General features: G+C 68.2%; 23 protein-coding genes. 12 read left to right on the top strand and 11 right to left on the bottom strand.

All coding sequences use genetic code 11. The features are described from left to right. From ACNQQL_RS31495 to ACNQQL_RS31470, 6 genes are all read left to right on the top strand, one after another. Complete coding sequence (locus ACNQQL_RS31495; protein ID WP_347068137.1) at positions 1-1,155, top strand: ABC transporter ATP-binding protein; 1,155 nt, start codon at positions 1-3, stop codon at positions 1,153-1,155. 10 nt (positions 1,156-1,165) lie between these two features. Further along, on the top strand, positions 1,166-2,152 hold the full coding sequence (locus tag ACNQQL_RS31490; protein WP_072437508.1) for an ABC transporter permease subunit: 987 nt from the start codon (positions 1,166-1,168) through the stop codon (positions 2,150-2,152). Next, positions 2,149-2,988 carry an ABC transporter permease subunit gene (locus ACNQQL_RS31485; RefSeq protein ID WP_034179243.1) on the top strand — a complete coding sequence of 280 codons (840 nt, stop codon included), beginning with the start codon at positions 2,149-2,151 and terminating at the stop codon, positions 2,986-2,988. Before ACNQQL_RS31490 ends, ACNQQL_RS31485 begins: the two co-directional genes overlap by 4 nt. A 101-nt stretch (positions 2,989-3,089) precedes the next feature. Beyond that, a complete protein-coding gene (locus ACNQQL_RS31480) occupies positions 3,090-4,664 on the top strand; it encodes a DUF3138 family protein (RefSeq protein ID WP_347068135.1) in 1,575 nt (524 codons plus the stop codon). Between the two features lie 112 nt (positions 4,665-4,776). After that, positions 4,777-6,081, top strand: coding sequence for an FAD-binding oxidoreductase (locus ACNQQL_RS31475; protein WP_347068134.1), 1,305 nt, complete (start codon positions 4,777-4,779; stop codon positions 6,079-6,081). A 20-nt stretch (positions 6,082-6,101) separates the two neighbouring features. Further along, on the top strand, positions 6,102-7,403 hold the full coding sequence (locus ACNQQL_RS31470; RefSeq protein ID WP_347068133.1) for an FAD-binding oxidoreductase: 1,302 nt from the start codon (positions 6,102-6,104) through the stop codon (positions 7,401-7,403). Positions 7,404-7,527: 124 nt separating this feature from the next. On the opposite strand, the gene ACNQQL_RS31465 is transcribed toward ACNQQL_RS31470, so the two are convergent. The 10 genes from ACNQQL_RS31465 to ACNQQL_RS31420 form a co-directional block, all read right to left on the bottom strand. Further along, on the bottom strand, positions 7,528-8,193 hold the full coding sequence (locus ACNQQL_RS31465) for a DUF799 domain-containing protein (protein WP_072437515.1): 666 nt from the start codon (positions 8,191-8,193) through the stop codon (positions 7,528-7,530). A gap of 10 nt (positions 8,194-8,203) precedes the next feature. Continuing rightward, complete coding sequence (locus ACNQQL_RS31460; RefSeq protein WP_072437517.1) at positions 8,204-8,647, bottom strand: DUF4810 domain-containing protein; 444 nt, start codon at positions 8,645-8,647, stop codon at positions 8,204-8,206. Between the two features lie 66 nt (positions 8,648-8,713). Further along, positions 8,714-9,385 (bottom strand): CsgG/HfaB family protein, encoded by a 672-nt coding sequence (locus ACNQQL_RS31455; protein ID WP_204426390.1) that lies wholly within the window; start codon positions 9,383-9,385, stop codon positions 8,714-8,716. Between the two features lie 204 nt (positions 9,386-9,589). Next, entirely contained in the window at positions 9,590-9,862 is a 273-nt protein-coding gene (locus ACNQQL_RS31450) for a hypothetical protein (protein ID WP_347068132.1), read from the bottom strand. A gap of 96 nt (positions 9,863-9,958) precedes the next feature. Continuing rightward, the gene (gene gor, locus ACNQQL_RS31445; RefSeq protein ID WP_347068131.1) at positions 9,959-11,314 is read right to left on the bottom strand and encodes a glutathione-disulfide reductase; all 1,356 of its coding nucleotides are present in this window, start codon (positions 11,312-11,314) and stop codon (positions 9,959-9,961) included. A gap of 244 nt (positions 11,315-11,558) precedes the next feature. Then, the gene (locus ACNQQL_RS31440) at positions 11,559-11,786 is read right to left on the bottom strand and encodes a hypothetical protein (RefSeq protein ID WP_347068129.1); all 228 of its coding nucleotides are present in this window, start codon (positions 11,784-11,786) and stop codon (positions 11,559-11,561) included. A 376-nt stretch (positions 11,787-12,162) separates the two neighbouring features. Then, positions 12,163-13,284 (bottom strand): porin, encoded by a 1,122-nt coding sequence (locus ACNQQL_RS31435; protein WP_072437667.1) that lies wholly within the window; start codon positions 13,282-13,284, stop codon positions 12,163-12,165. 486 nt (positions 13,285-13,770) lie between these two features. Continuing rightward, a complete protein-coding gene (locus ACNQQL_RS31430) occupies positions 13,771-14,490 on the bottom strand; it encodes a YoaK family protein (protein ID WP_072437522.1) in 720 nt (239 codons plus the stop codon). A 58-nt stretch (positions 14,491-14,548) separates the two neighbouring features. Next, on the bottom strand, positions 14,549-15,076 hold the full coding sequence (locus ACNQQL_RS31425; RefSeq protein WP_152864145.1) for a chromate transporter: 528 nt from the start codon (positions 15,074-15,076) through the stop codon (positions 14,549-14,551). Then, entirely contained in the window at positions 15,073-15,699 is a 627-nt protein-coding gene (locus tag ACNQQL_RS31420; protein WP_347068126.1) for a chromate transporter, read from the bottom strand. The genes ACNQQL_RS31425 and ACNQQL_RS31420 overlap by 4 nt, the downstream gene beginning before the upstream one ends. 96 nt (positions 15,700-15,795) lie before the next feature. Here ACNQQL_RS31420 and ACNQQL_RS31415 point away from each other — a divergent pair, with 96 nt between their 5' ends. The 6 genes from ACNQQL_RS31415 (at position 15,796) to ACNQQL_RS31390 (ending at position 22,438) form a co-directional block, all read left to right on the top strand. Beyond that, entirely contained in the window at positions 15,796-16,680 is an 885-nt protein-coding gene (locus ACNQQL_RS31415; protein WP_174381860.1) for a transcriptional regulator GcvA, read from the top strand. Between the two features lie 919 nt (positions 16,681-17,599). Beyond that, entirely contained in the window at positions 17,600-18,106 is a 507-nt protein-coding gene (locus ACNQQL_RS31410; protein ID WP_347068124.1) for a spore coat U domain-containing protein, read from the top strand. Positions 18,107-18,202: 96 nt separating this feature from the next. Continuing rightward, the gene (locus ACNQQL_RS31405; protein ID WP_347068122.1) at positions 18,203-18,955 is read left to right on the top strand and encodes a molecular chaperone; all 753 of its coding nucleotides are present in this window, start codon (positions 18,203-18,205) and stop codon (positions 18,953-18,955) included. 25 nt (positions 18,956-18,980) lie between these two features. After that, positions 18,981-21,275 (top strand): fimbria/pilus outer membrane usher protein, encoded by a 2,295-nt coding sequence (locus tag ACNQQL_RS31400; protein ID WP_347068120.1) that lies wholly within the window; start codon positions 18,981-18,983, stop codon positions 21,273-21,275. Then, positions 21,272-21,778 carry a spore coat U domain-containing protein gene (locus ACNQQL_RS31395; protein ID WP_347068118.1) on the top strand — a complete coding sequence of 169 codons (507 nt, stop codon included), beginning with the start codon at positions 21,272-21,274 and terminating at the stop codon, positions 21,776-21,778. The genes ACNQQL_RS31400 and ACNQQL_RS31395 overlap by 4 nt, the downstream gene beginning before the upstream one ends. A gap of 192 nt (positions 21,779-21,970) precedes the next feature. Beyond that, the gene (locus ACNQQL_RS31390; protein WP_347068116.1) at positions 21,971-22,438 is read left to right on the top strand and encodes a hypothetical protein; all 468 of its coding nucleotides are present in this window, start codon (positions 21,971-21,973) and stop codon (positions 22,436-22,438) included. 45 nt (positions 22,439-22,483) lie between these two features. Here the strand turns inward: ACNQQL_RS31390 and ACNQQL_RS31385 are convergent, their stop codons facing one another. After that, positions 22,484-23,791, bottom strand: a complete 1,308-nt coding sequence (locus tag ACNQQL_RS31385; protein ID WP_204424888.1) for a solute carrier family 23 protein — start codon at positions 23,789-23,791, stop codon at positions 22,484-22,486. Between the last annotated feature and the right edge of the window lie 339 nt (positions 23,792-24,130).

Raw genomic sequence — 24,130 nt, 5'->3', positions numbered from 1 at the left:
ATGCAATCGATACCCTCTTCCGCTGCTGCACGACAGACCCAACCGGCCGCCGCGGCCCGTACGCAAAACGACGCGTTCGTGCGCATCGAAAACGTCGTGAAGAAATTCGGCGACAGCACTGCCGTCGACAACGTGAACCTGACGATCGCGAAGAACGAGCTGTTCGCGCTGCTCGGCAGCTCGGGCTGCGGCAAGTCCACGCTGCTGCGCATGCTCGCCGGGCTGGAAACGGCGACCTCCGGCAAGATCTTCGTCGACGGCGAAGACCTCGCGTCGCTGCCGCCGTACCGCCGCCCGGTGAACATGATGTTCCAGTCGTATGCGCTGTTCCCGCACATGACGGTCGAATCGAACGTCGCGTTCGGCCTGAAGCAGGAAGGCACGCCGAAGAACGAGATCAAGGAGCGCGTGGCCGATGCGCTCGCGCTCGTGCAGATGAGCAAGTACGCGAAGCGCAAGCCGCACCAGCTGTCCGGCGGCCAGCAGCAGCGCGTCGCGCTGGCCCGCTCGCTGGTCAAGCGCCCGAAGCTGCTGCTGCTCGACGAGCCGATGTCCGCGCTCGACAAGAAGATCCGCCAGAAGACCCAGCTCGAACTCGTGAACATCATCGAGAAGGTCGACGTGACCTGCGTGATGGTCACGCACGACCAGGAAGAAGCGATGACGATGGCGAGCCGCCTCGCGGTGATGAGCGAAGGCAAGATCGTGCAGATCGGCGCGCCGGGCGAGGTGTACGAATTTCCGAACAGCCGCTTCTCGGCCGAATTCATCGGCTCGACCAACCTGTTCGAAGGGCGTGTCGTCGAGGACGAGCCCGACCATATCTTCGTCGAGAGCGACGACCTCGAGGCGCGCATGTACGTGAGCCACGGCGTGACCGGCCCGCTCGGGATGCCGGTCGGCATCTCGGTGCGCCCGGAGCGCGTGCACGTGTCGCGCGAGAAGCCGGGTTCGAAGCACAACTGGGCGCGCGGCGTCGTGACCGACATCGCGTACATGGGCGCGTACTCGCTGTATCACGTGCGCCTGCCGAGCGGCAAGACGGTCGTGTCGAACCTGTCGAGCTCGCACCTGTTGACCGACGCGGCACCGGCCTGGAACGACGACGTGTTCGTGTCGTGGTCGCCGGCCAGCGGCGTCGTGCTGACGCAGTGAGGACGACACGATGAGAACCTCCGCTTCCACTTCGTCCGCGCCGGTGTCGACCGGCGCTGCGAGCACCGGCGCCGGCCGGTCGCGCCCGGGCCGTTTCGCCGCGCTGTCGCGCTTCCTGCCGTCGGGCCGCAACGTCGCGATCGGCGTGCCGTTCCTGTGGCTCGCGGTCTTCTTCGCGCTGCCGTTCGTGCTGGTGCTGAAGATCAGCTTCGCCGACCAGGTGATGGGCATCCCGCCGTACACGTCGCTCGTCGAGTTCAAGGACGGCGTCGTGCACTTCGCGCTGCAGCTGTCGCACTACGCGTTCCTGCTGCAGGACGACCTGTACATCGCGACCTATCTCAGCTCGCTGAAGATGGCCGCCGTGTCGACGGTGCTGTGCCTGCTGATCGGTTATCCGATGGCGTACTACATCGCGCGTGCGGAACCGAACCGGCGCAACGTGCTGATGATGGCCGTGATGCTGCCGTTCTGGACGTCGTTTCTGATCCGCGTGTACGCATGGATCGGCATCCTGAAGGACGACGGCCTGCTGAACCACACGCTGATCGCGCTGGGCATCATCCACACGCCGCTGCGGCTGTACCACAGCGACGCGGGCGTCTACATCGGGATGGTCTATTCGTACCTGCCGTTCATGGTGATGCCGCTGTACGCGCACCTGGTGAAGATGGACCTGACGCTGCTCGAAGCCGCGTACGACCTCGGCGCCAAGCCGTGGGTAGCGTTCACGCGGATCACGCTGCCGCTGTCGAAGAACGGGATCATCGCCGGCAGCCTGCTGGTGTTCATCCCGGCGGTCGGCGAGTACGTGATTCCGGAACTGCTCGGCGGCGCCGACACGCTGATGATCGGCCGCGTGATGTGGGATGAATTCTTCAACAACATGGACTGGCCGATGGCGTCCGCGGTGACGGTCGCGATGGTGATGCTGCTGCTGGTGCCGATGGCGCTGTTCCAGTACTACCAGGTCAAGGAACTGGAGGAAGCGAAATGATCAAGCCGAGCAAACCGCTGTCGACGGGCGTTCTCGCCTTCGGCTTCCTGTTCCTGTACATCCCGATCATCAGCCTGGTCGTGTACTCGTTCAACGAGTCGAAGCTGGTGACGGTGTGGTCGGGCTTCTCGCTGAAGTGGTACGCGTCGCTATGGCAGGACGACGAGCTGCTGAGCGCCGCGTGGCTGTCGCTGAAGATCGGCCTGCTGACGGCCACCGCGTCGGTCGTGATCGGCACGTGGGCGGGCTTCGTGCTCGCGCGCTTCGGCCGCTTCAGGGGCTTCACGCTGTACACGGGGATGATCAACGCGCCGCTGGTGATTCCGGAAGTGATCCAGGGCATCTCGCTGCTGCTGCTGTTCGTTGCGCTGGAGCAGATGTTCGGCTGGCCGAAGGGCCGCGGGATGGTGACGATCTGGATCGGCCACGTGATGCTGTGCGTGTCGTACGTGGCGATCATCGTGCAGTCGCGCGTGAAGGAGATGAACAAGTCGCTGGAGGAGGCCGCGCTCGATCTGGGTGCGACGCCGCTGAAGGTGTTCTTCGTGGTGACGCTGCCGCTGATCTCGCAGGCGCTGCTGTCGGGCTGGCTGCTGTCGTTCACGCTGTCGATCGACGACCTGGTGCTGTCGGCGTTCCTGTCGGGGCCGGGTTCGACGACGCTGCCGCTGGTGGTGTTCTCGCGCGTGCGGCTCGGGCTGAACCCGGAGATGAACGCGCTGGCGACGCTGTTCATCACGGCCGTGACGATCGGCGTGATCGTCGTGAACCGGATGATGATCGCGCGCGAGCGGCGCCGCGTGGCCGACATGAAGGCGGCGTTCGCGGTGGCATGAGCCTCCCCTTTCCCTTTCCTCGATAACAAGACCCGCGCGCCGCGCCATGCGGCGCGCGAACCGATCGCACTTTGACTGGCGCACGACAAGGAGACTCCGCAATGAAGAAGAAACTGATCTGCCTGCTGGTGGCCGGCGCGTTGCCGGGCATCGCGCTGGCCGGCTCGACATCCGCCGAGATCAAGGCGCTGCAGGCGCAGGTCGCGGCGCTGCAGAAACAGATGAAGGCCATGCAGGCGCAGCTCGCCGCGAAACCGGGCGGTACCGTGGTCGCGACATCCGGCGCGAAGTCCGGCGCGGCGCCGGTTGCGGTGGCCGTCGATCCGGGCTCGCCGGATTACGGCCGCGCGCAGGCCACGCTGACCAACGACGAGGTCGGCGACATGAAGCAGCAGATCGCGAACCAGCAGCTGAAGGTCGACTCGCTGACCGACGCGGCCAGCACGGGCCCGCTCGCCGGCCTGTCGGTGACGGGCTACATCGATCCGACCTACATCTACAACCGCGCGGCCGGCACGTCGTCGTTCCTGTTCGCGAACCACGAGAACGCGTACAACTACTTCAACAGCACGTTCGGCGATCTCTACCTCGACATCAAGAAGACCTTCGGCGTCGGCCCGATGGCGCCGTCGGCCGAGATCACGCTGATGCCGAACCGCGGCAACGGCATCACGCTGCTGCAGAACTCGCGCGGCTCGATCACCGACAACCTGCTGAACACGGCGGTCATCAACGTGCCGATCACCGCCACGACGACGCTGGTCGCCGGCCTGATCCCGAGCTTCGGCGGCTACGAGGTGCAGCAGTCGAACCAGATGCTCACGCTCACGCACAACCTGCTGTACGATTTCTCGGATCCGGGCAGCTACGTCGGTGTCGGCGCGAACTACACGAAGGGCAACTGGGCGTGGAAGTTCTTCCTCGGCAACGAGCAGTACCGCACGTACGGCTCGGTCACGCAGACGGGCACCAACGCGCTCGGCGACCCGATCAGCACCAGCAACAAGGTGCCGACCTTCACCGCGCGCGCGGACTACACGTGGTCGAGCGCGCTCGATATCGGCGGGTCGTTCAACATCGGGCGGCAGACGCTGGCGAGCGCGATCGATTCGGACGGCGTCGTCCACTACGGCCCGGGCGGTGCGGCACCGAGCGCATACGGTTCGTTCTTCTTCGGCGAACTCGACGCGACCTACACGCTTGCCGATATCCAGTACAACGCCGAAGTCGACTACGGCCGGCAGCAGCATGCGGCGTTCAACGGCGGGCTCGCGCAGTGGTACGGGCTGTCGCTGCTCGCGCACCGCAAGTTCAACGCGCCGGTGGTCGGCCGCATGGGCGTGACGCTGCGCTACGACCTGCTCGCCAATACGAAGAACGGCGGCGGCGGCGGCGGCATCGCGCTGAACGGCAACGGGATGGATCCGAACAACGGCTTCGGCGTCGACGCGGACTGCCTCGCGATGTCGAAGGCCGGCGGCGGCCTGGGCTTCGAGTGCAAGGGCGCCGTGCGCCAGGACGTCGCGCTCGACCTGCTGTTCTATCCGACCCAGCAGATCACCGTGAAGGTCGAATACCGGCACGACTGGGCGAACAACAAGGTGTTCCTGCGCAACGACGGTTCGTACGGCAAGTCCAACGACCTGCTCGCGACGCAGTTCATCTATTCGTTCTGACGCAGCACACGCGGGACGCCGTGCCGCGCGCACGGCGTCCCGCGCCGTTTTTGCCGGCCGGATCGCGGCGCGTCGCGCACTGAATGCCAGCCGTATAGAGGGAGCCGATTTGATGACGCAGTCTTTCACCCGCCGCGCCGATGCGCTCGCGCGCGACTCGTACTACGAAGCGACGGCCACGCGGCCCGCGGTCGACGATCCTTCGCTCGACGATGGAATCGACGTCGACGTCTGCGTGATCGGCGCCGGCTTCGCGGGCCTGTCGACGGCGCTCGACTGCCGCGCGCGCGGGCTGTCGGTCGCCGTGATCGATGCGCACCGGCCCGGCTGGGGCGCATCGGGCCGCAACGGCGGCCAGGCGATCACCGGCTTCGCGAAGGACGAGGAGATCGAGCGTCAGCTCGGCACCGACGGCGCGCGCGCCGCGTGGTCGCTGTCGCTCGATGGCGTCGCGCTGATCGCCGAGCGGATCGCGCGCCACGGGATCGACTGCGATTTCACGCGCGGCTACCTGACGGTCGCGACGAAGCCGCGCCGCATCAACGACCTGCGCGCATGGATGGATGCCGCAACGTCGCGCTGGGGCCATCCGTCGCTCGCGTGGCTCGACACCGGCGCGATCCGCGCGCGCATCGCGTCGACGCGCTACCTGGCCGGCGTGCACGATCCGCTGTCGGGCCACCTGCATCCGCTCAAGTATTGCCTGGGCCTCGCCGATGCCGCGCGCCGCGAAGGCGTCGCGCTGTATGCGCACACGCCCGCGCTCGACATCGTGCGCGGCGCGCGGCCCGTCGTGCGCACGCCGTCGGGCGAGGTGCGCTGCCGCTACGTCGTATCGTGCTGCAACGCGGGCCCCGGCGGCGTGCTGCCGGCCGCGACCGCCGCGCGCATCGCGCCGATCGCGTCGTACATCATCGCGACCGAGCCGCTCGGCCAGGTACGCGCCGACGCACTGATCGCGCGGCGCGAAGCCGTGTGCGACAACAACTTCTTCCTCGACTATTTCCGGCTGTCGGCCGACCACCGGATGCTGTTCGGCGGCCGCGCGAATTCGGCCGGCGCGTCGCCCGCGACGCTCGCCGAAACGATCCGGCAACGGATGGTCGGCGTGTTTCCGCAACTCGGCGACGTGCGCGTCGACCACGCGTGGGGCGGCTTCGTCGACGTCACACGCAACCGCGCGCCGGATTTCGGCGCGCTCGATCCGAACTTCTTCTACGTGCAGGGTTTCAGCGGGCACGGCGTCGCGCTCACCGGCATCGCCGGACGCGCGGTCGCCGGCGCGATCGCGGGCGACACGCGCGCGTTCGACCTGTTCGCGCGCATGCGCCACCGGCGCTTCCCCGGCGGCGACGCATGGCGGCAACCCGCGCTCGAACTCGGAATGCTGTACCACCGCGTGCGCGAGCTATTCTGACTTTCTCCGTTCTCCTGACCATGCAGACATTCGCCAACCAGCCGCACGTCGCGTCCTACTACGCCGCGACCGCCAACGATACGACCCGCCACGCGCCGCTCGGCGGCGCGACCGAGGCCGACGTGTGCGTGATCGGCGCGGGCCTCACGGGCCTGTCCGCCGCGCTCAACCTCGCCGAGCGAGGCCACTCGGTGACCGTGCTCGAAGCGTCGCGGGTCGGATGGGCGGCAAGCGGCCGCAACGGCGGCCAGTTGATCGGCGGCTTTGCGTGCGACATCGACACGTTCGGGCAATTCATGCCGGAAGGCGACGTGAAGCGCATCTGGGACATGGGGCTCGAAACGCTGTCGCTCGTGAAGTCGCGCATCGCGCGGCACGACATCGACTGCGCGCTGGTGCCCGGCTACCTGACCGCCGCGAACACCGCGCGCGACGCCGATGCGCTGAAGCGCTGGCGCGACGAAGCCGCGAAGCGCTTCGGCTACGACCGCTTCCACTTCGTCGAAGCCGACGAACTCGGCGACTACGTGCAGTCCGCCCGCTATTGCGGCGGCCTGTACGACCCGGACAGCGGCCACCTGCATCCGCTCAACTACACGCTCGGTCTCGCCTGTGCGGCGACCGGCGCGGGCGTGCGGATCCACGAGGACAGTTGCGTGACGCGCGTGCGCGACGTCGCGGGCGGCCACGTCGTCGAGACGAGCGGCGGCAACGTTCGCGCGCGTTTCGTCGTGCTCGCATGCAATACCTACGTCGGCACGCTCGCGCCCGCGCTGGCGAAGAAAATCATGCCGGTCGGCACCTACGTGATCGCGACGGAACCGCTCGGCGAGGCGCGCGCCGCCGCGCTGATGCCCGCGCGCGCAGCGATCTGCGACAGCCGCTTCGTGCTCGACTATTTCCGGCCGGCGCCCGACACGCGGCTCGTGTGGGGCGGCAAGGTCAGCTACTCGACGCGAGAGCCGCGCGATCTCGCGGCCGCGATGCGCGCGGACATGCTGAAGACGTTCCCGCAACTCGCGGACGTGAAGGTCGACTACGCATGGGGCGGCTTCGTCGACATCACGATGAACCGCGCACCGCACTTCGGCCGCGTCGCGCCGACGATGTACTTCGCGCAGGGATTTTCGGGGCACGGCGTGAACACGACCGCGCTCGCGGGCAAGCTGATCGCCGAGGCGATCGACGGACAGGCGAGCCGCTTCGACCTGTTCGGCAAGATCCGGCATCGCGACTTCCCCGGCGGCGCGGCACTGCGCACGCCGGCGCTGGTGCTCGCGATGAGCTGGTACCGGCTGCTCGACGCGTTCGGCGTGCATTGAGCCGCCGCGCGGCGCCGGCCGCTTTTCGCATTTTTCCGGCCGCATCGACGCAAAACGGCCGCGCACCTGACGTGCGCGGCCGCTCCGTTTCGATGCCCCTATGCAGCGGGGCAGCCTGAGTCGGTCAGTCCGTACCGTACTTCGGCGAATGCGGCCCATACAGCAACCCGCTCGGCGGCCCGGCCGACAACAGCCGGCTGCTCGTGAACGCGGCGACGTCGTGACTCTGATCCATCAACGTGTTCGCGATCTGCTTGACCGCTGCCACCACGAGCATGCCGATCAGGCCGCCGCCGCCGTTGTTGCCGCCCTCGTCGCTGCTCGCGCTCGCCCGGCCCTGCCACAGCACGTCGCCCGTGCGCAGGTCGACGAGCTTCGCCGATGCGGACACGACCGTCGCGCTCGCGAGAATCCGGTACACGGTGCCGTACTGCGAAACCTTCGAATACAGCGCGGCGTCCGCGCCGAAGATCTCGCGCAGCTTCGCGGGCGACGTTCCCTGGATCTCGGCCGCGTTGGTCAGGCCGTTCTGCTTGAACGTCTCGTCCATCACAGCGACCGGCACCACGTAATAGCCGGACTCGGCGAGCGGCAGCGTCATTTGCGACAGCACCCCGTAGGTGGCCGCGACGTCGGAGGTCTCGTTGATCGGCGGCAGCACGAGAATCGAGCGCGGCTGGCTCTTCTTGAACGCCGTGTAATCGGGTCGTTTCACCGGCTGCGCGCACGCGCTCAGCAGCGCGACGATCGACAGCACGGACATCAGCTTGAATGAGAGAGTCTTGAACATGGCGGGCGCGTCACTGTTTGGCGGTGTTCGTATCGGCGTTCTTCTGGCCGGCGATCGTCTGGCCGGCGGCGCTCTGCCCGGCAGCCTTCTGATCCGCGGGTTTCGCTGCGCCGGTTTTCTTCTTCAGCAGGAAATCCATGAAGGTCGACGATTCCGGGAACAGCTGCTTCTCGGCCTGCAGTTCCTGCTCGGCCTGCTGCTCGTTGCCGACGCTCGCGTACAGCATCCCGAGATGCGCATGGAAGCCCGGCGGCGGCGTATGGCCCTTCCCGCGGATGTCCTGCAACGCCTTTTCGAGCGCGTCGATCTGCTCCTGCGGCGACTTCTGCCCCTTGAAGTATTCGTACACCTGCGGCTGATAGCCCGTCCACTGATAGAGCGGCGGCGTGGAGCTCGCGCAACCCGCGAGCAGCAATGCGGCGGCCGTCGCCGGCAGCCAGTTACCCCGTTTCATGGTCTTTTCTCTTTGATGTCGTGGTGAATCGATCGCATGCGGCGCCGGCCCCGGCGCCTGCAGCGCTTACTGCGCGGTCTTCAGCGCACCGGCGTCGACCTGTTCGGCGAGATGGTTCACGGCCTCCTGGATCGCGAGGTCGAGCACCTTGCCGTTGAGCGTCGAATCGTAGCCGGCCGTGCCGCCGAAGCCGATCACTTCGCGGTTCGACAGGCTGAACTCGCCCGCGCCCTGGCTCGACGCGACGACTTCCGACGTCGTCGTGTCGACGATGTTCAGGTTGACCTTCGCGTACGCGACCTGCGTCTTGCCGCGGCCGAGGATGCCGAACAGCTGGTGATCGCCGACGTCCTTGCGGCCGAATTCGGTCACATCGCCCGTCACCACGTAGTTCGCACCCTTCACCGCCTGCGCCTTCTTCATGAAGCCGGCTTCCTGCTTGATCTCGTCGAGGTTCTCGCGATCGAGCACGTTGAAGCGCCGGCTCTGCTGCAGGCGCGTGACGAGGATCGTCTTCGCCTGTCCGCCGAGGCGGTCGATGCCGTCGGAGAAGATGCCGCGCATGTAGCTCGAGCGGTTGTCGAACTTGCCGACCGCGATCGCAACGGGCTTGCCCGCGTAAGGCTTCTGCGCGCTGCTCACGGCCGGCACGTCGAGCGTGCGCGACGATTCGGTCGCGCAGCCGGACAGCGCTGCGACGACCGCTGCCGCCACGAGTACGGTGCGTCGTGTCTGGATTTTCACTGCTGGTCTCCTTGCGTGGAAAGATCGCCCGGAACGGGCGTGTCGGCACGGACGTGCGCGCATCGACGCGGCGCACGCGCGGCCTGATTCATCGCCGGACGGGCGACTACGATATTCGAGGGAAAGATGCGCGCAACAGGCGTGTCGCGGCGAAAAGCGGAAAGGCGGCGGAACACGTGACATGCACGTGCGCGCCCGTTACCCCGTTATTGCGGATGCTGCGCTGTTGATCGCGCATGATCGGCCCCCTGTATGGTTTTGCGCGATGATACCAAACGTGTTTATCGAGACGGAACGTGTTTTAGATAATTGACGAATTTTGTGTGGCGGCAGCACGGCAACGGCGATCGCCCGGAATCGACGCTGGACGAACCCGGTCGCCGCGCGCCCAGCCGACAGCTCATTGGCCGAGACCATCGCGAGCGCGATGATCGGCGATCGGCGCATGCCGATAAATGCCGAATAAGACACGATTCAACATCCCGGCATTTGGAAAGCAATCGGGGCAGGAAATCGAATGCTGCCGATTGCAATGCCGCAGGCGTGTCCGTGCCTCACCCCGCGCCGCTAGTCGGCCACTTTCTGCCGCATCGTCACGAACTCCTCGGCCGCGGTCGGATGGATGCCGATCGTGTCGTCGAACTGCGCCTTCGTCGCGCCCGCGCGAATCGCGATCGCGATCCCCTGGATGATCTCGCCCGCATCGCGGCCGACCATGTGCGCGCCGATCACGCGCTGGCTGTCGCGCGCGACGACGAGCTTCATCAGCGTGCGCTCGTCGCGGCCCGACAGCGTGTGGCGCAGCGCCTTGAACGACGTGCGGTAGATGTCGACGTCGCCGTACGCGCGACGCGCATCGGCCTCGGTCAGCCCGACCGTCGCGACCTCGGGCTGGCTGAATACGGCCGACGGCACCCATTCGTGATCGGCCGCGACGCGCGACCCGCCGAACAGCGTGCGTGCGAGCAGCCCGCCGTCGCGCGTCGCCACCGGCGTGAGCTGCGGCCGCGACGTGACGTCGCCGATCGCATGGATCGACGCGACCGACGTCGCCGAATACGCATCGACCGCAATCGCGCCGCGTGCGTCGAGCATCACGCCCGCCTGCTCGAGCCCGATCCCGTCGACATTCGGCACGCGGCCGGTCGCATAAAGCACGGCGTCGTACGGCCCGTGCTGCGTATCGCCGACGCGCACGCTCAGCGTGCCGTCGTCCGCGCGGGAAATCGATTCGACCACCGTGCGCGCGTGGATCGCGACGCCCTGCTTCGTCATCTCGTCGGTCAGGAATCGACGCACGTCGTCGTCGAAGCCGCGCAGAATCTTCTCGCCGCGATAGAACAGGTCGACGCGACTGCCGAAGCCGTTGAAGATGCCCGCGAACTCGACCGCGATATAACCGCCGCCGACTACCGCGATGCGCTTGGGGCACGTCGCGAGCGACAGCGCCTCGCGCGACGTGATCGCATGCTCGATGCCGGGCCGATGCGGCAGCGACGGACGCGAGCCGGTCGCGATCGCGATGTGGCGCGCACGGATCGTGCGTTCGCCGATCGCGACGGTGTGCGCATCGACGAGCGTCGCGCGCCCCGCGTGCATCTCGACGCCCGATTGCCGCAGCAAATCGATGTAGATGTCGCTCAGCCGATTGATCTCGCGATCCTTCGCGGCGATCAGCGCGGGCCAGTCGAGCGTGCCGGCGCCGAAGGTCCAGCCGAAGCCCTGCGCGTCCTCGACTTCGTGCGGGTAGTGCGATGCGTAGACGAGCAGTTTCTTCGGAATGCAGCCGCGCAGCACGCAGGTGCCGCCGATCTGCTCTTGTTCCGCTATGCCGACGCGCGCGCCGTATGACGCCGACATCCGTGCGAGCCTCACGCCGCCCGAGCCGGCCCCGATGACGAACAGGTCGTAGTCGAAATCCATCGCATTGCCTCATCGCAGTTCGGATGACGGCACGATAGCAAGATTCCGGAATTCTTGCGGCGCACGGCACGACCCGGCGTGCGCCCAATAAAAAACGGCGAGAAGCGTCGCCTCTCGCCGGTCAAACCAGCTGCCGGGTGTGCCATGCGTCACCGATCGACCACATGCCCGACCTGCCGGCCGCGCGGCACCGGTCCGCCCGGGCGCGCGAGGAGCGCGCCCGCGGCCGAACCGGCCGCCATGCTCATGCCTGCGACGTGTCGCCGCCGTCCGTCGCCTGCGTATCGTCTGCCGCCTGTTCGGGCTTCTCTTCCTTCTTCTCGAGCATGCCCTCGATCGCTTCGGCGCCCTTGAAGCCGGCGACAGCCGCTGCCGCCTTGGTCAGCAGGCCCGCATCCGGATCCAGCTTTTCCACGCCTTCGACTGCCGCCACTGCGCCGGCGATTTCGCCCACGGTGTCCAGGATACCCATCGTCATCCCCTTTCAAGAAATCGTGAGGCCGATCGTCCCACGAAAAAAAACCGGCAGACCGTGTCTGTCATCACCGGATACACAAGTTACGCACCAGGCCGGCCACGCTCGACGAGCGCCACCGGAACGACGCACGCGCGTGCACGGCGGCACGCAGCGGACGATGCACGCAGCGTAGCGGAAAGCCTTCGCGCGTACTGTAAAAGTATGTTCTGGAATGCCGACGGATCGCTTACGGCGCGGGAAATCCGTGATGAAGCGATTGCCGAATAGTCGTGTGCGCCTATGAACGCCGCATGACGAAAAAAAAGAGGCGCCTTGCGGAGCCTCTTCGATGCGTGCCGGACGAATGCCGGCGCGTGCGTTCCGACGTTCGTCAGAAGATATTGCGCAGGCCGATCGCGATGCCCGTCTGGTTGCTGCGGCCCGGCAGCTCGACGTTCGCCGCGCCGTTCGTCTTGTTGAAGTCGACGGTGCCGTAGATTTCGGTGCGCTTGCTCAGCGCGTACTCGGCGATGCCGACGATCGCGTAGCGGTTGCCGCTCGCGAGCGTGCCGTTCGCGGTCATCGCATTGCGCATGTGGTCGTAGTAGAACGCGCCCGTCAGCGTCAGCGGCGTGCTGACCTGCCAGCTCACGCCCGCGAACGGACCGTCGTCGATCCGGCCCGTGCCCTTCGCGACCGGAATCGTCTGCTGCGCGAGCAGGCTGTCGACGAAGCCGGTGTCGTCCTTCGAGCGCAGGTAGCCCGCGTAGACCTTCGCCTTGCTGAACGCGTACACGACGTTCGCGTGGTAGATGGTCTGCTTGCGCGCCGAGTTGTCGCTGTTCTGCTGCGCGCCGGCCGCGATGCTGAGCGGGCCCATCACGTACGACAGCGACACGCCCCACGCATTGCCCTTGCCGAGCGAACCCGGAATCTGGCCCGAGAAGCCGCCGGCGCCGGTCGATTCGTAGTTGGTGCCCGTCGAGTACATCGCCTTCGCGGTCAGGCCCGCGAACGTGCCCGTGTACTTGATCTGGTTGTCCGCATACAGGCCGCCGCCGAGTGCGACCGGCAGCCATGCATTTTCGAGGTAGTTGCCGACCGTCAGCGGATCGTAGGTGTCCGACAGCAGGTCGAACAGCGGCGTCTTCTGGCGGCCGAGGGTCACCGTGCCGTACGGGCTATCCAGACCGACGTATGCCGCACGGTTGAACAGGCGGCCGCTGTCGGCGAATGCGCCGTTCTGCAGGTTCACGCCGCTTTCGAGCTTGAACACGGCCTTCAGGCCGCTGCCGAGGTCTTCCGTGCCGTAGATGCCGAAGCGGCTGTTGGTGATCGCGCCGTTGGACATCGACAGCAGTCCGTCATTCTTGGCGTTCGCGTTGGTCAGATACCGGACGCTGACGTCGGCGACGCCCCAGAGCGTGACCGAGCTTTGTGCGGCCGCGTACTGGCTGGCGAATGCGAGCGCGGCGCCCCCTGCGATGGCTGCGAGTCGAGTGGTCTGCTTCATGAGCTTTCCTTTTTGTGGGTGTCTCCGTTCATTGCCGGCCGCGTGCGCAGCCGGGTGGCGATCGCGGCGCGCTCTTGGCGCGCGCGATGTGGCTTGAATCATAAGACGAGTGCAATCTCTGAAAGAAATTGAAACGCGCGGTAATCGCGCGACTGTCGCCCGGGAACAACGTTTCCCCCGCCGGGCCGTGCCGGGCTTGCGTCGCGCGCCGGCGGGACGGCTCGCGACGGCATCGGCGAGTGCACTCGGCACTGTAAGGGTCGGCGCTGGTGCGGCGCGGTAAATGGCGTATCGCGGCGGGCCGGCTGGCGCGGTCGATGCAACCGGAACATGTCGCGAACGCCGGCTACGGGCGCGACCGGTGCAACCGGCCCACGTTCGGGTGCGCCGGCGGATCGTGATTCGGTAGTGACTCGGTGAATTGATGAAGCGGTGACGCGGTCAATCCGGAACGCGGCGCCAACGGCTGCCGCGCAAAACACGCCATCAGGCCGCTTGCGCCGCCCCGTCGTCGTCGCTACTGCTGCCGCCGCTCCCCGCGCGACGCCACGCGCGCCGCACGATCTCCGCGAACGCACCGACGAGCAGCAGCACGGCGCCCCACAGCGCGATGTCCGGCACGAGCCGCGTCACGAGGCCGCCGGCCACCGCGCCGGCCAGGAAGCAGAAGCTGATCGTCGCGAGCAGCGCCGAGTCGTGCAGCGCACCCGCGTCGTAGCGTGGGATCAACCCGACGAACAGCTTCTGCGCGGCGCGCCGCAGGTTGCCGGTCGTCATCACCGACGTGTACGACAGTTCCTCCAGATGGGTGAACGACAGCGTCTGCAGCGTCGCGACGAACGAAATGCCCGGAATCAGCCACGCGCTCGACGCGCCGACGAGGCCGCTCGCGGCGACGCCGAGAAACGCGATCTCGACGATCAGGCTCGCGAACGCCGTGTGCCGCATCCAGCCACGCTGCGCGGCGAGACCGAGCAGGTGCGCGACGAACACTGCGATCACGAAGCCGACGAGCGGCGGCACGTGATGCAGCGCGGCAGCCCATTCGCCGGCCGACAGGTTGATGCCGAGCAGCGCGACGTTGCCGGTCATCGTGTTCGCGAACACGTGGCCGTGGCCGACGTACGTGTACGCGTCGAGGTAGCCGCCCGACAGCGTCAGCAACGCGGCGACGGTGAGATTGCGGCTGGCGCCGTCGAGATCCATCGATCCTCCCGTGAAAATTCGCGCCAGTATGCGGCACGGGAGATGGCTTGTCCTTCACTCACTGCCCGATACCCGTGAGCCCGATCAGCGCGCCGCCCGCGAGCAGCCACAGCGGATGGATGCGCGTGCGCCATGCGAGCAGCGCGCAGGCGGCCGTGATGCCCCACTGGATCGCCGTGCGGTTCGACGCGTCGGAGATCAGCACCGCGCTCGCCGCGACGAGCCCGGCCGTGACGGGCATCATCCCCTGCTGCACGTAGCGGCGCCACGGCCGGTCGCGAAAGCGCTCCCATGCATGCAGCGCAAGCACGGTGACGATCGACGACGGCCCGAACTTCGCGAGCGACGCGACGAGCAGCCCGGCCCAGCCGGCCACGTGCCAGCCGACCAGCGACACGATCATCATGTTCGGCCCGGGCGCCGCCTGGGCCAGCGCGAACAGCGCGGTGAACTCGTGCGCGCTCATCCAGTGATGCACGTCGACGACCTGCCGCTGCATCTCCGGCAGGATCGTATTGCCGCCGCCGAACGCGAGCAGCGACAACTGGCTGAAGATCGTCGCGATCGCGACCAGCGTGTCGTTCATGGCCGGCCTCCGGGCTGCGTATCGCGCACCGAAGCCTGCGCCGGCTGCGGCGTGCCCGCGTCGCGGCGCCGCGACGCGATCCAGACGCTGGCGGGCGTCAATACGAGCATCGTGGTCAGCAGCGGAATGCGCAGCACCGCGATCGCGACGAACGCGAGCACCGCGATGCCGGCCGCCGCGCGCGCGTGCCGCAGCGGCTTCGCGACCTTCGCGGCCATCGCGACGAGCAGCCCGGCGGCCGCGGCGGCGAGCCCCGCGAACAGGTGCTGCACGCGCGGATCGTTCTGCGTCTTCGCGTACAGCACGCCGAGCGCGACGACGACCAGCGTCGGGCCCGCGATCAGCCCGAGAATGCCCGCGAACGCGCCGGCGACGCCGCGAAAGCGCATGCCGACGGCGACCGACAGGTTGATCACGTTGCCGCCCGGCAGGAATTGGCACAGGCCGAGCAGATCGGTGAATTCGTCGGCGGACAGCCACTTGCGCTCGTCGACGATCGTGCGCCGCGCGAACGGCAGCGCGCCGCCGAACGACATGAGGCCGAGCGACAGGAAGCCGGTGAACAGCTCGGAGAGACCGACGCTGCGAGGTGACGCGGCAGGCTGCGGGGAAACGGATTGCATGGGGCTCCTCATCAAACGGTCAGCCGAGGTTACCGCCGTTCAGGATCCCGGCAAAACGATTTTATCGGCACGCCCTTGTGATCTAGAATCACAAGCATGGCACGCGATCTCCCACCCTTTTCCGCACTTCGGGCCTTTGAAGCCGCGGCACGACATGAAAGCTTCAGCGCCGCCGGCGACGAGCTGCATGTGACTCACGGTGCCATCAGCCGGCAGATCGCCGCGTTCGAGGCTTGGCTCGGCAAGCCGGTGTTCCACCGCTACGGCAAGCGCGTGAAGCTGACCGACGAAGGCCGTCGTTACCTGGACACCGTGCGTGCGGCATTCGACAGCATCGCGCACGCGACCGAGCAGTTGCGCAACACGGGGGCTGCGCGCGTGCTGCGCATCAACGCGCTGCCGACCTTCGCGATGAAATGGCTGCTGCCGCGCCTGTCGCGATTCCAGCGCGACGTGCCGAACGTCGAACTGAAACTGTCGACGTCGAACGCGCCGCTCGACGCGCTCGACGGCTTCGATGTCGCGATCCGCCGCGGCCCCGGCCACTGGCCGAACTGCACGAGCGGCCACTTCCTCGACGAAAGCGTGATTCCGGTCTGCAGCCCGGCGCTGCTCAAACGCGCGCCGATCGCGCGCGCGGACGATCTCGCACGGCACGTGCTGCTGCATTCGGATACGCGGCCGGAAGGCTGGCGCGACTGGTTCGCGGCAGCCGGCGTCGCGATGAAGGGGCGCAAGCGGCAGTCGTTCGACCACTTCTACCTGGCGCTGCAGGCGGCCGTCGACGGGCTCGGCGTCGCGCTCGGCCCGCTGCCGCTGATCGACGACGAGCTCGCGAGCGGCCGGCTCGTGATGCCGCTGCCCGGGCCGCGCATCGCGACGCGCAGCTACTGGTGGATCGCGCCGCGCGCGCCGGCCGACGATCCGCTCGTCGCGCAGTTCTGCGCGTGGCTGGAAGCGCAGTCGAATGCGAACGCATGACGCACCGCGCACCCGGCGCCTGATCGAAACGGCGGCGATGCGCCGCCGCCTCTCCCCGCACGCGTTGCAAGGCTGAAACCGTTCCGCATGCGGCGCGTCCGTTTCCCCTGCGGAATCGCCGTCGCGCCGCACCTGCGATCCCCCGTCCGTCAGGCCGTTCCGCACCAGGCCCGGCGCGCCGCCGACCGGCTCTGCCGCCGCAGGTTTCACGCCTGAAACATTGCCGCCTCCGACACGTTGCACGGCTGCAGGCAGCGGCCGCTCAGCCGCTGTCCGCATGGCAATCCGCGCGCTGGCCCGCTGCTTGCTCATGCAACCGTGCAGACAAAAGCGACTGCACGGCCGAGCGGCTCGATGCAGGCGACAAACAATCATGAAGTCGGGGAAATCATGTCGAAAATCATATCGGCCGTCACACGGCTACTGTCTCGCATCACGGCTCCTTTCACTGCTCCTGTCACGCATCCGCTGATGCCGACGGCGCGACTTCGCACCGTCGACATCCGATGCGCCGACACGGTCCGCACCGTCACCCGACGCCGCGACGCCTCGATTCGATAGGCGAACCCCGGGAAACCCCTGCCGGGCGCATGCGCGCCGCGACGACGCCCCGCGCCGTTCGCGCGGGCATTGCCGCCGGCCGCCGCCCGCGCGCAGACAAGCGCGCAGACAAGCGCGCGGGCGGCGACGGCTGCGGGACGTCGTACGCCCCGCGGCGCCGAAGCCAGGCCTGCCGAGCCCCAGGCGCCGCGCCGGTCCGGCCGGCGCATACCGACACGAAGGAGGTGCCCACCCAGCAAACGACCCGATTCCGATGCAACCAGAAAACCCATCGCGCATCCGGACGATCGAGATCCCGTCCCGAACGACCCTCTCGTCGCACCGGCCGCCATTCCAGCTTTCAAGGGGGAAACCCATCATGACGCAATCCTTACTGACCAAGGCGGCGTTTGCCGCATCGCTCGCTTGCGTGGCCGTCGCGGCGTCGGCCGGCCAAACCAGCTCGACCTTCGGCGTGTCCGCCACCGTCAACGCAACCTGCCTGATCGACTCGGCGAGCGCGCTGACCTTCCCCGCCTACACGCCGGGCACCGGCGATCAGACGGCGCAGTCGGCGGTCACGGTCCGCTGCACGAACGGCACGAATTTCAACATCGGCCTGAATGCGGGCACCACGTCCGGCGCGACGGTGGCCAACCGCATCATGACGAGCGGCTCGAATCAGCTCAACTACACGCTGTACCAGGATTCGAACCGCACGGTCGTCTGGGGCAACACGCCGCCGACCGACACCGTCAACGGCACGGGCGCAGGCATGGCGATGCCCCAGGCGATCACCAAGACCGTCTACGGCAAGGTGCCCGATCAGCCCAATGCGGTGCCGGGCAACTACGCCGATACGGTGACGGTCACCGTGACGTTTTAGTGCCGCGCGGGGGCCCGCCGCATCCCGCATGCACGGGCCCTCCCCACCGGCAGCCACCGCGCGTGGCGAAGCGAATCTCTTGGAGGTGGATCTGTCATGAAACAGAACGTGCGCAAACTCGCGACCTGGATCGCGGCCATGACGCTCGCCGCCGCATGCGTCGACAGCCAGGCAACCGACTTCACCGTGTCGCCCGTTCGCGTCGAGCTGTCCGCGGCGCAACGGAGCGTCGCGCTCATGGTCAGGAACGAGTCGTCCGACGAACCCGTGGTCGTCCAGCTGCGCACCGTTGCGTGGTCGCAGAACGCGGGCGACGACGTCTACGCGTCCACCGGCGACCTGATTGCGGCCCCGCCCATCTTCACGATCGCGCCCGGCGGTTCGCAGGTCGTGCGCATCGGCCTGCGGCACGCGCCGGCATCGGATCAGGAAGCCGGCTACCGGCTCTATCTGCAAGAGATTCCGCGCGCGCCGAAGCCGGGCTTCGCCGGCGTGCAGATCGCGCTGGAAATGAGCCTGCCGATCTTCGTCAAGCCGGCCACCGAAACCGCCGCGCGGCTGCGCTGGGCAGCGGAGCCACGCCCGGGCGGCACGGGCATGCTCGCGCTGCGCGTGACCAACGACGGCACCGCGCATGCGCAGGTGGCGAACCTCGTGCTGTTCGCGCCGGGCAGCGATCGCCCCGTCGCCACGCATGCGGAATTCGCGTACGTCCTGCCCGGCCAGTCGCGGGAACTGATGTTCAAGCCCGGCGCAGGAACCGCGCCGGCCGTTGCTTCCGGGTTGCATCTGGTCGGCTACTCCGATGCGGGCGACATCGATTCGACGATCGCGCCGAACGCCCGCTAAGGCGGCGCTTCTGATCGCGATCCTCATGAGCGCACAGATGACACTCGCGGAAGAACGCCCCGCCACGGCACCGGCGGCACCGGCGGCGCACGGCGCGGCGGGCGGCCCGGCCGAGCTGCTGTATCAGGTCGACATCAACCGGCAGGGGCTCGACGAAACCGCGTTGCTGATCAAGGCGGCCGACGGCGAATTCTACGTGTCGGCCGACGACCTGAAACGCTGGCGGCTCAGGCAGCCGGACGTTCCGCCGCTGGCCAGCAGCGACGCGCCGTTCTACCCGCTGAAAGCGATCGCGGGGCTCACATACACGGTCGACGAGCAAAGCCTGACGATGGTGATCAGCGTCCCGGCCCAGGCATTCGTCGGCGCGACCTTCGACGAGACCGACCGGCACCGCGCGAGCGCGGTCGAGCCCGGCATCGGCGGCTTCTTCAACTACGACCTGCTCGCGGAGCAGGCCGCGGGCCGGACGCACGGCTCGGGCCTGTTCGAGCTCGGCTTCTTCAACCGCTTCGGCGTCGGCGTCGGCACGTTCCTCGCGGACGAGTCGGGCCCGACCCGGCGGCTGACGCGCCTCGAAACCACGTGGACGACCGATCGGCCCGGCAAGCTCGCCAGCCTGCGCGTCGGCGACGCGATCAGCCGCCCCGGCATGTGGGGCCGCGCGATCCGCTTCGGCGGCATTCAGTACGCGACCAATTTCGCGACGCAGCCCGGGCTCGTCACGATTCCGCTCCAGGGCGTGAGCGGGCAGGCCGTGCTGCCGTCGACCGTCGACGTCTACGTCAACAACGCGCTCACGTCGACGCGCGACGTCGCGCCCGGCCCGTTCGCGATCAACAACGTGCCCGTGGTGACCGGCCAGGGCGACGTGCGGGTCGTGGTGCGCGACGTCATGGGCCGCGAGCAGGTGATCACCCAGTCGTTCTACGCGAGCGCGAATCTCCTCAAGCAAGGCATGCAGGACTTCTCGTACGAGGTCGGCAAGGAGCGGCGGGATTTCGGCCTGGCGAGCAACAACTACGGGCGATGGTTCGCCAGCGCGACGCACCGGATCGGCGTGACCGACCGGTTCACCGGCGAGATCCACGCCGAAGCCGAAGCGTCCCGGCAGAACCTCGGCGTCGGCGGCGTGGTGCTGGCCGGGCCGCTCGGCGTCGTCAATGCGTCCGCCGCGGCGAGCCGCAGCGCCGACGGCGCGGGCGCCCTCGCGACGATCGGCGTCGAGAGCCAGTCCGGCGTCGTCGACATCGGCGCGCACGCGCAATGGGCCACGCCGCATTTCGCGCAGATCGGGCTCGAACCGGGCACGCTCGCGCCGAAGCTGCTGACGAGCTTCAACATCGGCGTCGGGATGGGCCGCTTCGGCTCGCTCGGCCTCGCGCACGTGTTCGTCGACGATCGCGGCGGCTACAAGGTGCAGCTGCTGTCGCTCAGCTACAGCGTTCAGCTCGGACGCTTCGGCTTCGCGAACGTCAGCGTCAGCAAGCCGCTGGGCGGCTCGGGCGCGACGACCGTCGGCGTCGCATGGACGATACCGATCGACAACCGCACGAGCGCGTCCGTCACGATGACGCACCAGCAGGGCGCCACCGACATGCTCGCGCAAGTGCAGCGCAGCCTGCCGGTCGGCGAAGGATTCGGCTACGCGCTTCAGGCCGGCAACAACACGCAGGATGCGAGCGCAACGCTGCAAACGCGCACCGGCACCTACAGCGTCGAGGCCGCGGCCTATCGCGGCCGGGCCGGCGTACGGGCAAACGCGGCGGGCGGCATCGCGTTCGTCGACGGCACCGCGCGCCTGTCGCGGCAGATCACGGACAGCTTCGCGCTCGTCAAGGTGCCGGGCTTCGCCAACGTCGGCGTCCTCGCGGACAACCAGCTCGTCGCGCACACCGACGCCAACGGCGTCGCGCTGCTGCCGCGGCTGCGCGCGTACGAAAGCAACCCGATCTCGATCGAGCAGGCCGACCTGCCGTTCGACGCGACGATCGGCACGCTGAAGCTCGACGCGGTGCCCTATTTCCGCAGCGGCATGGCGCTCGAGTTTCCGGTCTCGCGCTCGCGCGGCGCGGTGCTCACGCTCGATCTCGAGAACGGCGCCCACTTGCCGGCAGGCGCGATCGTCACGGTTGCCGGGCAGAAGGAAGCCTTCCCGGTCGGCCACGACGGCGTCGTCTATCTCACCGGGCTGTCGGAGCAGAACCGCCTGCGCGCGACGTGGCGCGACCAGCAGTGCGACCTGACCGTCCGCTTTCCAGCCGGCGACGATCCGCTGCCGGACCTGGGCACTCATCTTTGCAAGGGAGTCACACCATGAGACATCGCAAGCATGCCGGGCGGCATGACCGGCTGACGCACCTGCGCGCCGCCGCCGCGGCACTCGCGGCCGGCACGGCCGTGCTGGCCGCGCTGCCCGCGCTCGCGGCGACGACCTGCACGATGAATGCGCCGTCGTCGATGGTGTTCGGCACGTACGACACGCTCAATGCCGCCACCTCCGCGGTCACGATCTCGGTCAACTGCAGCGGCAGCGGCAACGCCACGCCCACGGTGACGGCGAGCCCGGGCGGCGGCACCTTCGCGAATCGCCTGATGACCAGGACCGGCGGCACGCAGACGCTGGGCTACAACCTGTATCTCGACAGCGCGCACACGTCGATCTGGGGCGACGGCACGAGCGGCACGTCGGTGATTTCGTGGGGCAAGATCACGGGCGCCGGCGCCTTCAACGCAACCGTGTACGGACTGATCCGCGGCGGCCAGAACGTCGTGCCGGGCGGATACGCGGTCACGAACATCACGATCCTGTTCAACTACTAGGCGCGACGGCGGCGCAGGCATGCGCGTACCGCCGTCGATCGCCATCACCAACTCGGACAACGGGGGCAGACCATGAATCGAACCGAGACAGCGAGCGCCGCCGCATCGCGGTGCGGCCCATGCGGACCGACCCGCGCGGCGCCTCTCGCCCCGCCGCGGGCCGCCCGCCACGCGCGGCGGCTGTTTGCCGCAATGGCAGCGCTATCGATCGCGCTGCTCGGCGCCGCGCCGGGCCAGACCGATGCGAAGCAGGCCATCCGGTCGCTGCAGGTCGGCGCGACGGTCCAGGCGTATGCGCGGATCAAGGCGACCAGTCCGGCCCAGCTCGTGATCGCGAACAAGGACACGAGCATCGGCAACCTGAGCGTGCCGAACGTCAACAACCCCGCCGGGACGACGCTCGCGGTCCAGACCAACGACCGAGCCGGGTATACGGTGCTGGTGCAGGTTGCCGCCGCCAGCCAGTCGCAGTTCAGCTCGATCGAGATCAGCGGAATCGGCGGCAAGGTCGTGCTGCCGGCGACGGGCGGCAAGATCGCCGTGCCGTATACGGCGCTGAACACGGCCTTCACGGTGACCTATCGCTTCGTGTTCGCACCGAAGGCGAAGGACGGGACCTTCGCATGGCCGATTACGTTTTCGGTGCAGCCCAACCCGTGATGCCCGACGCTCGCCGGGGCCCGCGGCGATGACCCGCGCAGCTGCTCACAGCACCGGGCCCGGCTCCTTTTCCTTGCGCAGGATCGCGTACAGGATGATCGCGCCGAAGGTCGCAGTACCGATCCCGCCGAGCGCGAAGCCGCCGAACTTCAGCGAGAAGTCGCCCGCGCCGAGCACCAGCGTGACGGCCGCGACGATCAGGTTGCGGTTGTCGGAGAAGTCGACCTTGTTGACGACCCAGATCCGCGCGCCCGTCACCGCGATCAGCCCGAACACGACGATCGACACGCCGCCGAGCACCGGGCCCGGAATCGTCTGGATCACCGCGCCGAACTTCGGCGAGAAGCCCAGCCCGATCGCGATCAGCGCGGCGACCGCGAACACCAGCGTCGAATAGATCCGCGTGACGGCCATCACGCCGATGTTCTCCGCGTAGGTCGTCACGCCCGTGCCGCCGACGCTGCCCGACACGATCGTCGCAAGGCCGTCGCCGATGAACGCGCGGCCGACGTAGCGGTCGAGGTTGGTCCCCGTCATCGCGCTGACGGCCTTGATATGGCCGAGGTTCTCGGCGACGAGGATCACCGCGACCGGCGCGAGCATCAGCATCGCGTGCGGGTCGAACACCGGCGTACGGAACGCCGGCACGCCGAACCACGCGGCATGCCCGACGATCGCGAAGTCGATCGGCTTGCCGAGGCCCATCCCGTTGGTCGCGATCGCGTAGATCGCGTACGCGATCGCGAGCCCGACGAGGATCAGCAGGCGCTGCATCATCCCGCGCGCGAACACCGCGACGCCGCCGACGCAGAGCACCGTGACGAGCGCCATCACCGAATCGAAGGTCGACGCCGATACGCCCTTGACCGCGATCGGCGCAAGGTTCAGCCCGATCACCGCGACGACCGCACCGGTCACGACGGGCGGCATCAGCGTCTCGATCCAGCGCGTGCCGATCGCCTGCACCAGCGCGCCGAGCGCGACATACACGACGCCGCACGCGACGATCCCGCCGAGCGCGACCGGAATGTTCGGGTTCGGGCCGCTGCCGCCGTAGCCCGTCACCGCGATCACGAGGCCGATGAACGCGAAGCTCGAGCCGAGATAGCTCGGCACACGGCCGCCGACCAGCGCAAAGAACAGCAGCGTGCCGATGCCCGACATGAAGATGCACAGGTTCGGGTCGAAGCCCATCAGGAGCGGCGCGAGCACGGTCGAGCCGAACATCGCGACGACGTGCTGCACGCCCATCGCGACCATCTGCGGCCACGGCAGGCGCTCGTCGGGGCCGACCACGCGCGACGCCGCGCCGGTCGATTGCACCCGCCAGCGCGGGAAGTAGGAATCGGACATGGGGAAAAGGCTCCTGTCGGTCTGTCGCCGGCTGCGGAGGGCGCGCCGGTCTGGAATCTGGCGCGAGTTTACGGAGCGGGAATAAGGCTGGCAAGCACGGCAAGCCCGAACGGGCCACCGGAAAGCGCGGGCGCGGCTCGCCGCATCCGCGAACCGGCGCGCGGCCGTGCGGCCCGGTGAAGCGGCCGCCCGTGCGTTGCGCGCGGGCGACGGCGGAGGGCGCCGGCGGGGGGGCGCCGCGGGGGGGGGCGCGCCCCCCCCCCCCCCCCCCCCGCCCCCGCGGCTGCGGCGTCCGCCCCCGCCGGCGCAACGGGGCCGCCCCCCCCCCCCCCCCCCCCC

The organism is Burkholderia sp. LFS061, from assembly GCF_047978125.1.
Lineage (GTDB): Bacteria > Pseudomonadota > Gammaproteobacteria > Burkholderiales > Burkholderiaceae > Burkholderia > Burkholderia pyrrocinia_C.
Note: the sequence above shows the minus strand (reverse complement) of the source record. Positions and strands in the feature narration are given on the sequence as shown.